The sequence below is a fragment of the Mycobacterium sp. genome (genome assembly GCF_035633495.1).
GTDB lineage: Bacteria > Actinomycetota > Actinomycetes > Mycobacteriales > Mycobacteriaceae > Mycobacterium.
In genome coordinates, this window is the sequence record NZ_DASQEU010000135.1 from 1 (window position 1) to 13,453 (window position 13,453).

Genomic DNA, 13,453 nt, shown 5'->3' on the forward strand with positions numbered 1-13,453 from the left:
GCCGGGGCGAATCCCAAGGTGGTGAAGCGGATGCTGGGCCACGCAAGTGCCGCCACGACCCTGGATGTCTACGCCGACTTGTTTGACTCCGACCTGGCATCGGTGGCCGAGAGTGTGGGCAATTTGTGGGCACGGGGCCAGGGCCAGCCTGGCTAGCAGTACCGGAAAAAGTCTCTACCAGATCCTGGTGCCCTCGGTGAGACTCGAACTCACACTGCACGGGTTTTGAATCCGTTTCCTCTGCCAATTGGGATACGAGGGCGTTCGCGGTGCGGTCTCCCACCATAGAGGATCGGCCCGAAGAGCAGTCACGGCCCCGCGGTCGCTGTTCTGCGGTACTCACTGGACAATGTGCTCATGACCGGGTCACCGACGGACGCTGCCAAGCCGCACCGTGTCCTCATCGCCGAGGACGAAGCACTCATCCGAATGGATCTCGCCGAGATGCTCCGCGAGGAAGGCTATGAGGTGGTGGGCGAGGCCGGTGACGGCCAGGAGGCGGTGGAACTCGCCGAGAGCCTCCGGCCCGACCTCGTGATCATGGACGTCAAGATGCCACGGCGCGACGGCATCGACGCTGCCGAGGAGATCGCGACGAAGCGCATCGCGCCGATCTTGATATTGACCGCGTTCTCGCAGCGCGAACTGGTTGAACGTGCGCGCGATGCCGGCGCCATGGCGTATCTGGTGAAGCCGTTCTCGATTACCGATCTCATTCCGGCGATCGAGTTGGCGGTCAGCCGATTCGGCGAGATCAGTGCGCTGGAACAGGAAGTTGCGACGCTGTCGGACCGGCTCGAGACGCGCAAACTCGTCGAACGCGCAAAGGGTTTGCTCCAGGCCAAGCAGAAGATGTCGGAGCCAGAGGCGTTTAAGTGGATTCAACGCGCGGCGATGGATCGCCGCACCACGATGAGGCGAGTCGCCGAAGTGGTTCTGGAGACATTGGACACGCCAGAGACGTAACAACTGCGTTTCTTGACGCGCCGTTTCGCCCGATCACACAGGCGACACTCAGTCCCGCGTTCCTCAACATCACGCACCGTTGCGATGTGTTGGCTATGTTCAACCCGAAGCATCGGCGCCCCGGACGACGCGACCTGCGTCGTCGGTGCCACTGACAAAGTTGACACGGAGGTGAAACGTGCGCGGTCGCATGGCACGTAATGCATTTGCTCTCGGGAGCGCGGGCTTGCTCGTGCTCGGGATGGCTGGCTGCAACCAGTCCACACCGGAGGAGAGCACGTCGCAGACTGACCTGAAGATCGTCGAGCAGGTACAGATCGACGAGAACGGCGCCGAGGTCAAGGCGGCCGGGGGTGTGACGCCCGCGGATCCCACCGGTGACGGAAAGGCGACCTGCCCGCCGGTGTCCATCGCAATGGCGGGCGCCCTCAACGGCCCCGACGCCGCGCTCGGCATCAACATCAAGAACGGTGTGCAGCTGGCGATCGACAAGCACAACGCCGCGAACCCCGGCTGCCAGGTGCAGCTGAAGCCGTTCGATACCGAGGGTGATCCCCAGAAGGCCACGGGTGTCGCCCCCCAGATCGTCGACGACCAGTACACGATCGGGCTGGTCGGGCCGGCCTTCTCCGGAGAGACCAAGGCCACCGGCACGGTGTTCGATCAGGCCGGGCTCGTCGCCGCTACGGCATCGGCGACCAACCCGACGCTGAGCGAGAACGGCTGGAAGACCTTCTTCCGCGGCCTGGCCAATGACGGCGTGCAGGGCCCGTCGGTGGCCAACTACATGAAGAACACGCTGGGCTACAAGAAGATCTGCGTCGTCGACGACAGCACCGACTACGGCCTCGGACTGGCCGTTCCGGTGCGCGAAACCCTCGGGCCCGTAGCCGATTCGGCCTGCAACATTCAGGTCAAGAAGGGTGACAAGGACTTCTCCGCGGCCGTCACGCAGATCAAGGGAGTCAGCCCGGATGCCGTCTTCTACAGCGGCTACTACTCCGAGGCGGCGCCGTTCGTCCAGCAGCTGAAGGACGGCGGAGTCGAGGCGACCTTCGTCAGTGCCGACGGCACCAAGGACCCGGAGTTCGTCAAGCAGGCAGGCGGGTCGTCCAAGGGCGCGATCCTGTCCTGCCCGTGCGGTCCGGCCACCGGAACGTTCGCCGACGAGTACACCAAGAAGTTCGGCCAGGAGCCCGGCACCTACAGCACCGAGGGCTACGACCTCGGCACGATCATGCTGAAGGGCATCGACTCGGGTGCCATCACCCGACCGGCGCTGCTGGACTACGTCAAGAACTACAACGGTCAAGGCGTGGCACGCGATTATCAGTGGTCGCCCAGTGGTGAGCTGACCACCAACCTGATCTGGATCTTCAAGGTTCAGTAGTCGTTGATACGAGGCGCGTCCGAGGCCGAAGGGCCCGGGCGCGCCTCGTATCCGTTATCCACCGAGGAGCCGCCGCCGGATGATGCACGACTGCATCGACCAGGTCTCCTGCCAGGCCGCCAACATCAACTTCAACGTTGATGGCCTACTGAACGGCTTCTGGCAGTTGACGATCGACGGTCTGTCGTGGGGCGCCATCTATGCACTGGTGGCCGTCGGCTACACGCTGGTGTTCGGCGTTCTGCGATTGATCAACTTCGCCCACTCCGAGATTTTCATGCTCGGCATGTTCGGCACCTACTTCTGCCTGGACATCATCCTGGGGTTCACGCCGAGCGGTAACGCCTACAACAAGGGCGTCGCGCTGACGATTTTGTATCTGGCGATCGCGATGGTCTTCGCGATGCTGGTATCGGGTTCGGCTGCAGTCGGTTTGGAGTTCATCGCCTACCGGCCGCTACGTCGCCGAAATGCGCGGCCCCTGACGTTCTTGATCACCGCCATTGGCATGTCGTTCGTGCTGCAGGAGTTCGTGCACTTCATCCTGCCGCGCATCATCAAGGGTTACGGCGGGTCCAACGCTCAGCAGCCGATCATCTTGGTGCAGCCCAAGACTCAGTTCACCATGTTCGGAGCGACGGTCTCCAACGTGACGTTGGTGATCATCGTCGCCGCGTTGGTGCTCGCCCTGCTGACCGACATCGCGATCAACCGCACCAAGTTCGGCCGCGGCATCCGCGCGGTCGCGCAGGACTCGACCACCGCGACCCTGATGGGCGTCTCTCGCGAGCGCATCATCATTACCACCTTCCTCATCGGTGGTCTGCTGGCTGGCGCGGCGGCGTTGCTCTACACGCTGAAGGTGCCGCAGGGCATCATCTACTCCGGCGGATTCCTGCTCGGCATCAAGGCGTTCTCGGCGGCGGTTCTCGGCGGCATCGGAAACCTGCGCGGTGCGCTGCTGGGCGGTCTGATCCTCGGCGTGATGGAGAACTACGGCCAGGCGGTCTTCGGCACCCAATGGCGTGACGTGGTGGCCTTCGTGCTGCTGGTCCTCGTCCTGCTCATCCGTCCGACCGGCATACTCGGTGAGAGCCTCGGGAAGGCGCGCGCATGAGTCATCAGGCGGGACCGGAAACCCGCAAGGGCACGACGCGGGCGCAGCGACTACTGGCCCCGGGCGACGGCCTGCGGCAATGGTGGGACGGACTCAGCAGGCCACAGAAGTGGATCTTCGGCGTCATCGGCTTCGGCCTGCTGGCACTGCTGCCGCTGTTTCCCCCGCCGTGGATCGCCACGACCGGAATCAGCCTCGGCGGTGTGATGGCTCAGTTCGCGATGATCGCGATCATCGCCATCGGGCTCAACGTCGTCGTCGGTCAGGCCGGTCTGCTCGACCTCGGCTACGTCGGCTTCTACGCCGTCGGGGCCTACACGGTCGCGCTGCTCACCAGTCCCGACAGTCCGTGGAACAAGATGGGCGCCACCGGGTTCTTCAGCAAGGACTGGGCGTGGCTGTCCTGCGTGCCGATCGCGATGGCGGTCACGGCCCTCGCGGGGTTGATTCTCGGCACGCCGACCTTGCGCCTGCGTGGTGACTATCTCGCGATCGTGACGCTCGGATTCGGTGAGATCATCCGTCTGCTCGCCGACAATCTCTCCGACATCACCAACGGGTCGCGCGGTCTGAACCAGATCGCCTATCCGCGGGTGGGGGAAAGCGAGCGTCTGCCCAATGGCGTCTTCTCGAGCGGAAATTCGACGGGCGATGCCAATTACGGCACCTGGTGGTTCTGGCTCGGTCTGCTGCTCATGATCGGCATCCTGCTTCTGGTCGGCAATCTGGAGCGCAGCCGGGTCGGCCGCGCCTGGGTGGCCATCAGGGAGGACGAGGACGCCGCGGAGGTGATGGGCGTCGATACGTTCCGCTTCAAGCTGTGGGCCTTCGTGATCGGTGCCGGGATCGGCGGCCTCTCCGGAGCGCTGTACGCCGGTCAGGTGCAATACGTCGCTCCCACGAACTTCAACATCATCAACTCGATGCTGTTCCTGGTCGCCGTCGTGCTCGGTGGGCAGGGCAACAAGTTGGGCGTCATCTTCGGCGCCTTCATCATCGTCTACCTGCCCAACCGGCTCCTCGGCGTGGAACTGTTCGGCGTCAACCTCGGCGACCTGAAGTACCTGTTCTTCGGGCTCGCCCTGGTGGTGCTGATGATCTTCCGGCCACAGGGCCTGTTCCCCGTGCGGCAGCAGCTCCTCGCTTATGCCTCGTCTGCGCGCAAGCTGTTGCGCAAGGCCGATGATTCGAAGGCGGCGGCATGACGAGCGAGAAGCGAAGCGGGATCGCGCATGAGTGAAGAACCAGTCATCGACGAGGAACTCGCGTCTCTGCAACGCGAAGTCGACGCGGCCGAGGGCGAAACCCTACTGGCGACCAAGGACCTCACCGTGAAGTTCGGCGGGCTCACCGCCCTCGATGCGGTGACGTTCGACATCAAACGCGGCGAAATCCTCGGGCTGATCGGCCCCAACGGCGCGGGCAAGACCACGTGCTTCAACGCGATCACCGGGGTGTACCGCCCCACATCGGGATCGGTCACCTTCGATGGCAAACCGCTGGGAAAGATCAAGCGGCATCAGATCACTCGGCGCGGCATCGCCAGAACGTTCCAGAACATCCGGCTGTGGGGTGAGATGACGGCGCTGGAGAACGTGGTCGTCGGCACCGATGCCCGGCACAAGACGTCGGTGCCCGGGGCCCTGATCCGGACCTCGAGACATCGTCGCGAGGAGAAGTCGGCGATCGAGAAGGCCGCCGCCCTGCTGCAGTTCGTCGGCATCTCGCAGCGCGCCGATGAAAAGGCCAAGAACCTGCCCTACGGCGATCAGCGTCGGCTGGAGATCGCCCGCGCGTTGGCGACCGAACCGAAACTGCTGTGCCTCGACGAGCCCGCCGCCGGGTTCAACCCGAGTGAGAAGTCGGCTCTGATCGAGCTGATTCAGGCGATCCGGGACGACGGCTACACCGTGCTGCTCATCGAGCACGACATGCGACTGGTCATGGGCGTCACAGACCGGATCGTGGTGCTCGAGTTCGGGCGCAAGATCGCCGATGGCCTGCCTGCCGAGATCCGCGATGACCCGAAGGTCATCGCCGCCTACCTGGGAGTGCCCGATGACGAGCTCGACTGAGGCCACCGAGACCGCGGAGGACGATCCGCGGCCCGTCCTGCTCGAGGTTCGCGACGCCGTCGTGCACTACGGCAGAATCAAAGCCCTGCACGGTATTTCGTTGACGGTGCACGAGGGCGAACTCGTTACCCTGCTGGGTTCCAACGGCGCGGGCAAGACTACGATCATGCGCGCCATTTCCGGCCTGCGGCCTTTGACGTCGGGTTCGGTCTGGTTCGACGGCCAGGACATCACGAGGGTCAAGGCGCACCGTCGGGTCACCGACGGTCTCATCCAGGCGCCGGAGGGGCGCGGTGTCTTCCCGGGAATGACCGTGGCGGAGAACCTCGAAATGGGTTGCTACGGGCGCAAGTTCCCGAGCAAGGCCGAGCACCGTGAGCGGTTCGACTGGGTGTTGGAGACGTTCCCCCGGCTCGCCGAGCGTCGTAATCAGGTCGGCGGCACGCTGTCGGGCGGCGAGCAGCAGATGCTGGCCATCGGTCGGGCGTTGATGGCACGGCCCAAGGTGCTCCTTCTCGACGAACCGTCGATGGGTCTGGCGCCGATGGTGATCTCGCAGATCTTCAAGATCATCTCCGAGATCAACAAGCAGGGCACCACGGTGCTATTGGTCGAGCAGAACGCTCAGCAGGCGCTGAGCCGGTCCGACCGCGCCTACATCCTGGAGACGGGCTCGGTCACCCGGGCAGGAAACGCCCGAGACCTGTTGGCAGACGACAGCATTCGCGCGGCCTACCTCGGTGTCGCCTAACCATCTCCCGCCTTTACCCCTGCTCAAACCCCCCCTCGCGCGAGCGTGCGTGTCTGCGGGCGACACGCCGATCGGATGTCGGAGTTTTCGCACGCTCGCGGTAGCTATGTCGCGGCGCGAAGTGACGAACGAGCGTGCGCATTCTCTTGTCTTTTGCCGGCGTGTCGGCCGCAAACACGCACGCTCGCGACTGCGTCAGCGCGCGACGATGACCGACGAGCCGTGGCCGAACAGGCCCTGGTTGGCGGTGACCCCGACGGTGGCGCCCTCGACCTGACGCCCGGTGGCTTGACCCTTGAGTTGCCAGTGCAGTTCGCAGACCTGAGCGATGGCCTGCGCGGGGATGGCCTCACCGAAGCACGCCAGGCCGCCGGACGGGTTGACTGGGATGCGGCCCCCGATGGTGGTGGCACCGCTGCGCAGCAGATTCTCGGCCTCGCCCTTGGCGCACAGCCCGAGGTGCTCGTACCAGTCCAGCTCGAGCGCGGTCGACAGGTCGTACACCTCGGCCAGGCTTAGGTCTTCAGGTCCGACGCCGGCTTCGGTGTAGGCGGCGTCGAGGATCTGATCCTTGAACACGCGATCGGGCGCGGGCACCACCGCAGTGGAATCGGTGGCGATGTCCGGCAATTCGGGCAGGTGCTGCGGGTAGCGCGGGGTCACGGTGGACACCGCCCGCACCGACGGCACGCCCGCCAGGGAGCCCAGGTGCTTCTCGGCGAAGGACTTGCTGGCCACGATCAGGGCGGCGGCGCCGTCGGAGGTGGCGCAGATGTCGAGCAGGCGCAGCGGATCGGACACCACGGGGGAGGCCAGCACGTCGTCGGTGGTGACGTCCTTGCGGAAGCGGGCGTTGGGGTTGGCCAGACCATGTCCGGCGTTCTTGACCTTGACCTGGGCGAAGTCCTCGAGGGTGGCGCCGTAGAGGTCCATGCGCCGGCGTGCGAGCAGTGCGAAGTAGACGGGGTTGGTGGCACCGATGAGGTGGAAGCGCTGCCAGTCGGGGTCGTTGCGTCGTTCGCCGCCGACGGGGGCGAAGAAGCCCTTGGGGGTGGTGTCGGCGCCGATCACCAGTGCGACGTCGCAGAACCCGGCGAGGATCTGGGCGCGGGCGGACTGCAGGGCTTGGGAGCCCGAGGCGCACGCGGCGTAGCTCGAACTTACGGGAACGCCGTTCCACCCGAGCTTTTGGGCGAAGGTGCCGCCGGCGACGAAGCCGGGGTAGCCGTTGCGGATGGTGTCCGCGCCGGCGACGAATTGGATCTGGCGCCAGTCCAGGCCGGCCTCGGCGAGCGCGGCGCGGGCGGCCACGACGCCGTACTCGGTGAAGTCGCGGCCCCACTTGCCCCAGGGGTGCATGCCAGCGCCAAGGATGTACAACGGTTCCGGCGGGCTGGAGCGAAGCGACTCGGGGGATGTGTCCGGAGCGTTCACGAGGCGATCCTCCAGGCGTGGACGGTGCGGACGAAGCCGTCGTCGTCGGTGTAGAGCGCCATGGTGGTCAGCTCCATCTCCATGCCGACTTTCAGGTCGGCGGCCAGCGTGCCCTCGACGACCTTGCCCAGCACGATGATTCCCTCCTCGGCCAGTTCGACCGCGGCCACGGCGAACGGCTCGAAGGGATCCTTAGATGGGTACGGCGGTGGTGGCGCGTACTGGTTCTCGGTGTAGGACCACAGCGTCCCGCGCCGCGACATCGGCACCTGGTCGAGCTGCTCGCCATCACAGGCCGGGTTGGGGCAGTTGTTCTCCCGCGGCGGGAACACGTACGTGCTGCACTGCGTGCACTTGCCGGCGATCAGATGGGCAACACCGGCGTCGTCGGTGGCGAACCACCCGTCGATGGCCGGTAGTTGCGCTTGGGCGTCCGTGGATCCTGGCACGCGGCTAGCGTAATCGATGTCGACCATCAAACTGAAACGTGTTGCAGTTTTAGCGTGCGGACGTCTCGTATTCACCGTGACGACGTCGTCCATTTCCTACCGCGAGTAGGGCCGCGGGAGTAGCGTCCGGCCCAGACACGACCGTCTGGAGATCGGGAAGATCGGGGCCATCGATGGGACTCTTCAGCAAGGCCAAGGACGCAGCCCAGCAGGCATGGGCTCAGCAGCAGGCCGGACAACAACAGGGCGCAGGCGCGGTGCACGTCCAGGGCGCCGGACCGATCGATCCGGCCGTGATGGGCGGACCGTCGACCCGCTCCGTGGCCGCGGATGATCCGATCTGGCAGCCCATCAATGGCATCTCGCTCCAGGACTACGGCGAGCTCGCCCGTGATGCGCAGGCCCGCGGCGTCACCGACGAGGCCGGGATGATCGCCGTCGCGCAAGAGCGCGGGTGGGACCCGACGGACACGAAGGCGGCGCTCGACGGTTGGGTGCAGCGGATGGGACAGTCGATGGCCGTCGGCCAGCAGTTCCGCAAGTACCTCGGCTACTGAGCGACGTCGAGCAGAATCCGATCTCGGCGTCGCCATCGTGCCGAGTTCGGTGTCGCGGACCCGACCGGGACTGCACGCGTTGGCGATCACGCCCGAGATGCGGGGGCGCCTGGTGCTGGCGTGGCGGTCGACGGCCCGATGAATCCCGCCGCCGCGGTCTTCGTACCGATGGCACGGCGTCTCGTGCGTGTCGTCGGGGTGAATAGAGTGAGGGCGTGAGCCCTGCCAAGACCGACACCAAGCCCACATTGATGCTTTTGGACGGCAACTCGCTGGCGTTTCGCGCCTTCTACGCGTTGCCTGCGGAGAACTTCAAGACCCAGGGCGGTTTGACCACCAACGCGGTGTACGGCTTCACGGCCATGCTGATCAACCTGCTTCGCGACGAGCAGCCCACGCACATCGCCGCGGCCTTCGACGTATCCCGACAGACCTTCCGGGCCGAGAAGTATCCGGAGTACAAGGCGGGCCGGTCGGCCACCCCCGACGAGTTCCGTGGCCAGATCGACATCACCAAGGAAGTCCTTGTCGCACTGGGCATTACCGCGCTCGCCGAGGCGGGGTTCGAGGCCGACGACATCATCGCGACATTGGCCACCCAGGCCGAGTCCGAGGGCTACCGGGTCTTGATCGTCACGGGTGACCGCGATGCGCTGCAGCTCGTCAGCCCCGATGTCACGGTGCTGTACCCGCGCAAGGGAGTGTCCGAGTTGACGCGCTTCACCCCGGACGCCGTCGTCGAGAAGTACGGGCTGACGCCGGCCCAGTACCCGGACTTCGCGGCGCTGCGCGGCGACCCCAGCGACAATCTCCCCGGCATCCCCGGCGTGGGGGAGAAGACGGCGTCCAAGTGGATCATCGAATACGGATCGCTGCAGGCGCTCGTCGACCAGGTCGACATAGTCAAGGGCAAGGTCGGAGAGTCGTTGCGCGCCAACCTCTCCCACGTCATTCTCAATCGCGACCTGACCGAGTTGGTCAAGGACGTGCCGTTGGCTCAGACGCCGGACACGTTGCGGATGATGCCGTGGGACCGTGATCAGATTCATCGACTGTTCGACGACCTGGAGTTTCGCGTCCTTCGCGACCGGTTGTTCGAGACGCTCGCGTCGGCCGACCCCGAGGTGGAGCAGGGCTTCGACGTGCGTGGCGGCGTGCTGGAGCGCGGCCAACTCGCCCCGTGGCTGGCTGAGCACGGCACCGGCCGGAGATTCGGTCTCGCCGTGGTGGGCACCCATCTGGCATTCGACTCCGACGCGACTGCGATCGCGATCGTCTCGGCCGACGGCGAGGGCTGCTACTTCGACACGTCCTCGCTGGACCCCGATGACGAGGCGGCACTGGCGGCCTTCCTGGCTGACCCCGGGGCGCCGAAGGCGCTGCACGAGGCCAAGCTCGCGATGCACGACCTCACCGGTCGGGGCTGGAACCTGTCGGGGGTCACCTCCGACACCGCGCTGGCCGCATATCTGGTGCGGCCGGGTCAGCGCAGCTTCGCGCTCGACGACCTCGCGGTGCGGTACCTGAAGCGCGAACTGCGGGCAGAAAATCCCGAGCAGCAACAGCTTTCGCTTCTCGACGACGACGAAGGCGTCGACGATCAGGCGGTTCAGACGCTGCTATTGAGGGCGTCGGCGGTCGCCGACCTCGCGGACGCGCTCGACGAAGAACTGGAGAGGATCGACTCCTCGGCACTGCTGGGGCAGATGGAGCTGCCGGTGCAGCGGGTGCTCGCACAGTTGGAGACGACGGGGATTGGCGTCGACCTCGACCTGCTCGGCCAGCTGCAGAGCCAGTTCGCGAACCTCATTCGCGACGCGGCCGAGGCGGCGTACGCCGTGATCGGCAAGCAGATCAACCTCGGTTCGCCGAAGCAGCTGCAGGTGGTGCTGTTCGACGAACTGGAGATGCCGAAGACCAAGCGCACCAAGACCGGCTACACCACCGATGCCGACGCGTTGCAGACGTTGTTCGACAAGACCGGTCACCCATTCCTGCAGCATCTGCTCGCCCACCGCGACGCCACCAGGCTGAAGGTCACCGTCGACGGGTTACTCAACGCGGTGGGCTCCGACGGACGCATCCACACCACGTTCAATCAGACCATCGCGGCGACGGGACGGCTGTCGTCGACGGAGCCGAACCTGCAGAACATCCCGATCCGCACCGAGGCCGGTCGACAGATCCGCGAGGGCTTCGTGGTCGGCGAGGGTTTCACCGAGCTGATGACGGCGGACTACAGCCAGATCGAGATGCGGATCATGGCCCACCTGTCCGGTGACGAGGGGCTCATCGAGGCGTTCAACACCGGGGAGGACCTGCATTCGTTCGTCGCCTCCAGGGCGTTCGGCGTGCCGATCGACGAGGTCACGGCCGAGTTGCGCCGCCGGGTCAAGGCCATGTCCTACGGGTTGGCGTACGGACTGAGTGCCTACGGTCTTGCCGCGCAGCTGAAGATCTCCACCGAAGAGGCCAAAGTGCAGATGGAGGCCTACTTCTCCCGATTCGGCGGGGTGCGGGACTATCTTCAGTCGGTGGTCGATCAGGCCCGCAAGGACGGCTACACGTCGACCGTGCTAGGCCGGCGCCGGTACTTGCCCGAACTCGACAGCAGCAACCGCAACGTCCGCGAAGCCGCCGAGCGGGCGGCGCTCAATGCGCCGATCCAGGGCAGCGCCGCCGACATCATCAAGGTCGCGATGATCAATGCCGATTCGGCGATCAAGGAGGCGGGTCTCGAGTCCCGCATGCTCTTGCAGGTCCACGATGAACTGCTCTTCGAGGTCGCAGAGGGCGAGCGCGACGCACTCGAGACGCTCGTCCGCGACAAGATGGGCGGCGCCTATCCGCTCGACGTTCCGCTGGAGGTCTCGGTCGGCTACGGACGCAGTTGGGACGCGGCCGCACACTAGCCACCGAAATCGTCGCGGCGTAGCGTCTCAACAAGTTGCCAATCGGCTGTGAGGACGCTGGGGCTACGGGGGGTCTATATGTACACCGGCGCACGAGTTCAGACCAGGGCGGACCAGCCCGCCTTCATCATGGCGCAGTCGGGTGAGGTGGTGACCTACGCCGAACTCGAGGCCCGGTCGAACCGGCTGGCTCATCTGCTGCGCAGCTTCGGGCTGCAGCGCCTGGACCACTACGCGATCCTGATGGAGAACAACGCGCGCTACGTCGAATGCTGTGCAGCCGGGGAACGTTCGGGCCTGTACTTCACGTGCATCAATTCGTTCCTGACGCCTGACGAGATCGCCTACATCGTGAACAACAGCGAGGCGAGACTGCTGATCTTCTCCGAGGAGAAACGCGCCGTCGCGACCGAGGCGCTCAAGCAGTGCCCGAACGTCGAGGTCGCGTTGATCGTCGACGGCCCTGGCGACGGCGCCGCGGTGCTCAATCTGGACGATGCCACCAAAGGCCTGCCCGAGACGCCGATTCCCGATGAATCGCTGGGCACCTCGATGCTCTATTCGTCGGGAACCACCGGCAGGCCCAAGGGGATTCTGCGGTCGTTGCCGGAAACACACCCGGCAGAGCAGCTGCCGGTCTTCGATTTCGTCACGAAGTTGTGGCGGTTCCGGGAGGGGATGACCTACCTGTCGCCAGCGCCGCTGTACCATTCCGCGCCCAACGGCGCCGTCAGCTTCACAATCCGCATGGGCGGTACAGCCGTCATCATGGAGCGCTTCGATCCGGAATGGTACCTCCAACTTGTTGAGCGGTATCGGCCGACGCATAGCCAGCTGGTGCCGACGATGTTCTGGCGCATGCTCAAACTGCCCGCCGTGGTGCGCGCCAAATACGACGTGTCGTCGCTGGAGGTGGCGATTCACGCCGCCGCGCCGTGCCCGGTGCAGGTCAAGGAACAGATGATCGCCTGGTGGGGGCCGATCCTGCTCGAGTACTACACCGCCACCGAACTGCTGGGTTTCGCAATCTGCGACTCGGAGCAGTGGTTGCGCCACCGCGGCACCGTCGGTGAAGTGATCGCCGGCGACGTGCATGTGCTCGACGAGAACCTGCAGCCGCTGCCCAAGGGCGAACCCGGAACGCTGTGGTTCAAGACCGTCAGCGAGTTCTCCTACTTCAACGACCCGTTCAAGACCGCGGAATCCCACTCGCCCGACGGGACGATGACGACGGTCGGCGACGTCGGGTATCTCGACGACGACGGCTACCTCTACCTCACCGACCGGGCCACATTCATGATCATCTCCGGCGGAGTAAACATCTACCCGCAGGAGTGCGAGAACCTGCTGGTTACGCACCCGAAGGTGGCCGACGCCGCGGTCTTCGGGGTGCCGAACAAGGACCTTGGCGAAGAGGTGAAAGCGGTCGTGCAGCCCATGCCCGGCGTGCAGCCGGGACCCGAACTGGCGGACGAATTACTGGCCTTTTGCGGTGAGCACCTGTCCCGCCAGAAGGTGCCGCGCTCAATCGATTTCGAGGCCGAGTTGCCGCGGCTGCCCACCGGCAAGCTGTACAAGCGCCATCTGCGCGACCGCTACTGGGACGAGCACAGGAGCCGGATCGCGCACTAGGAACCGGGTGCGCGATAGCCCGCGACGGTCTGCAACACCGGGGCGGCGGCCCGCGCGGCATATACGCCATATGTCTCCTCGTTCAGCAGGGCGTGCACCCTCTGGTCGCCGAAGCCCCTGTCGATGCGGTCGCGGACGTACGCCAGCTCGATCACCTGAGCCGCGAAGTT

The 13,453-nt window shown here is 65.4% G+C and carries 11 protein-coding genes, 1 tRNA gene and 2 pseudogenes; 10 read left to right on the top strand and 4 right to left on the bottom strand.

The window, feature by feature from the left end; translation table 11 throughout:
• Nucleotides 1–156 (top strand): annotated as a pseudogene (locus VET27_RS20065) (site-specific integrase); the annotation flags it as partial.
• 29 nt (nucleotides 157–185) lie between these two features.
• Here VET27_RS20065 and VET27_RS20070 read toward each other — a convergent pair.
• Nucleotides 186–262: transfer RNA gene (locus VET27_RS20070), tRNA-Leu, on the bottom strand.
• Nucleotides 263–357: 95 nt separating this feature from the next.
• Here VET27_RS20070 and VET27_RS20075 point away from each other — a divergent pair.
• The 6 genes from VET27_RS20075 to VET27_RS20100 all read left to right on the top strand — a co-directional run bounded on the left by VET27_RS20075 (nucleotide 358) and on the right by VET27_RS20100 (nucleotide 6,299).
• Nucleotides 358–966 carry a two-component system response regulator PdtaR gene (locus tag VET27_RS20075; RefSeq protein WP_526521298.1) on the top strand — a complete coding sequence of 203 codons (609 nt, stop codon included), beginning with the start codon at nucleotides 358–360 and terminating at the stop codon, nucleotides 964–966.
• 178 nt (nucleotides 967–1,144) lie between these two features.
• Entirely contained in the window at nucleotides 1,145–2,356 is a 1,212-nt protein-coding gene (locus VET27_RS20080; protein ID WP_526521300.1) for a branched-chain amino acid ABC transporter substrate-binding protein, read from the top strand.
• Nucleotides 2,357–2,435: 79 nt separating this feature from the next.
• Entirely contained in the window at nucleotides 2,436–3,473 is a 1,038-nt protein-coding gene (locus tag VET27_RS20085; protein WP_526521302.1) for a branched-chain amino acid ABC transporter permease, read from the top strand.
• Nucleotides 3,470–4,678, top strand: coding sequence for a branched-chain amino acid ABC transporter permease (locus VET27_RS20090; RefSeq protein ID WP_526521304.1), 1,209 nt, complete (start codon nucleotides 3,470–3,472; stop codon nucleotides 4,676–4,678). The genes VET27_RS20085 and VET27_RS20090 overlap by 4 nt, the downstream gene beginning before the upstream one ends.
• Before the next feature lie 27 nt (nucleotides 4,679–4,705).
• Nucleotides 4,706–5,548 carry an ABC transporter ATP-binding protein gene (locus tag VET27_RS20095; protein WP_526521306.1) on the top strand — a complete coding sequence of 281 codons (843 nt, stop codon included), beginning with the start codon at nucleotides 4,706–4,708 and terminating at the stop codon, nucleotides 5,546–5,548.
• Nucleotides 5,532–6,299, top strand: coding sequence for an ABC transporter ATP-binding protein (locus VET27_RS20100; protein WP_526521308.1), 768 nt, complete (start codon nucleotides 5,532–5,534; stop codon nucleotides 6,297–6,299). The genes VET27_RS20095 and VET27_RS20100 overlap by 17 nt, the downstream gene beginning before the upstream one ends.
• Nucleotides 6,300–6,494: 195 nt before the next feature.
• On the opposite strand, the gene VET27_RS20105 is transcribed toward VET27_RS20100, so the two are convergent.
• Both VET27_RS20105 and VET27_RS20110 read right to left on the bottom strand, forming a co-directional pair.
• Complete coding sequence (locus tag VET27_RS20105; RefSeq protein ID WP_526521310.1) at nucleotides 6,495–7,733, bottom strand: lipid-transfer protein; 1,239 nt, start codon at nucleotides 7,731–7,733, stop codon at nucleotides 6,495–6,497.
• Nucleotides 7,730–8,209, bottom strand: a complete 480-nt coding sequence (locus tag VET27_RS20110; protein ID WP_526521312.1) for a Zn-ribbon domain-containing OB-fold protein — start codon at nucleotides 8,207–8,209, stop codon at nucleotides 7,730–7,732. Before VET27_RS20110 ends, VET27_RS20105 begins: the two co-directional genes overlap by 4 nt.
• A gap of 146 nt (nucleotides 8,210–8,355) precedes the next feature.
• Between VET27_RS20110 and VET27_RS20115 the strand changes: the two genes are divergently transcribed.
• From VET27_RS20115 to VET27_RS20125, 3 genes are all read left to right on the top strand, one after another.
• Nucleotides 8,356–8,739, top strand: a complete 384-nt coding sequence (locus VET27_RS20115; protein ID WP_526521314.1) for a hypothetical protein — start codon at nucleotides 8,356–8,358, stop codon at nucleotides 8,737–8,739.
• 251 nt (nucleotides 8,740–8,990) lie between these two features.
• Nucleotides 8,991–11,651: a DNA polymerase I gene (gene polA, locus VET27_RS20120; protein ID WP_526521316.1), complete on the top strand. Its 2,661-nt coding sequence runs from the start codon at nucleotides 8,991–8,993 to the stop codon at nucleotides 11,649–11,651.
• A 78-nt stretch (nucleotides 11,652–11,729) separates the two neighbouring features.
• On the top strand, nucleotides 11,730–13,283 hold the full coding sequence (locus tag VET27_RS20125) for an AMP-binding protein (RefSeq protein ID WP_526521318.1): 1,554 nt from the start codon (nucleotides 11,730–11,732) through the stop codon (nucleotides 13,281–13,283).
• On the opposite strand, the pseudogene VET27_RS20130 reads toward VET27_RS20125, so the two are convergent.
• Nucleotides 13,280–13,453 (bottom strand): annotated as a pseudogene (locus tag VET27_RS20130) (PrsW family intramembrane metalloprotease); the annotation flags it as partial. The gene VET27_RS20125 and the pseudogene VET27_RS20130 sit on opposite strands and share 4 nt — an antisense overlap.

Excerpts from the sequence above, each read along its gene's own strand:
- polA (WP_526521316.1), top strand. The coding sequence starts at position 8,991 with ATGCTTTTGGACGGCAACTCGCTGGCGTTTCGCGCCTTCTACGCGTTG.
- VET27_RS20095 (WP_526521306.1), top strand. The coding sequence starts at position 4,706 with ATGAGTGAAGAACCAGTCATCGACGAGGAACTCGCGTCTCTGCAACGC.
- VET27_RS20115 (WP_526521314.1), top strand. The coding sequence starts at position 8,356 with ATGGGACTCTTCAGCAAGGCCAAGGACGCAGCCCAGCAGGCATGGGCT.
- VET27_RS20090 (WP_526521304.1), top strand. The coding sequence starts at position 3,470 with ATGAGTCATCAGGCGGGACCGGAAACCCGCAAGGGCACGACGCGGGCG.
- VET27_RS20100 (WP_526521308.1), top strand. The coding sequence starts at position 5,532 with ATGACGAGCTCGACTGAGGCCACCGAGACCGCGGAGGACGATCCGCGG.
- VET27_RS20075 (WP_526521298.1), top strand. The coding sequence starts at position 358 with ATGACCGGGTCACCGACGGACGCTGCCAAGCCGCACCGTGTCCTCATC.
- VET27_RS20125 (WP_526521318.1), top strand. The coding sequence starts at position 11,730 with ATGTACACCGGCGCACGAGTTCAGACCAGGGCGGACCAGCCCGCCTTC.
- VET27_RS20085 (WP_526521302.1), top strand. The coding sequence starts at position 2,436 with ATGATGCACGACTGCATCGACCAGGTCTCCTGCCAGGCCGCCAACATC.
- VET27_RS20110 (WP_526521312.1), bottom strand. The coding sequence starts at position 8,209 with ATGGTCGACATCGATTACGCTAGCCGCGTGCCAGGATCCACGGACGCC.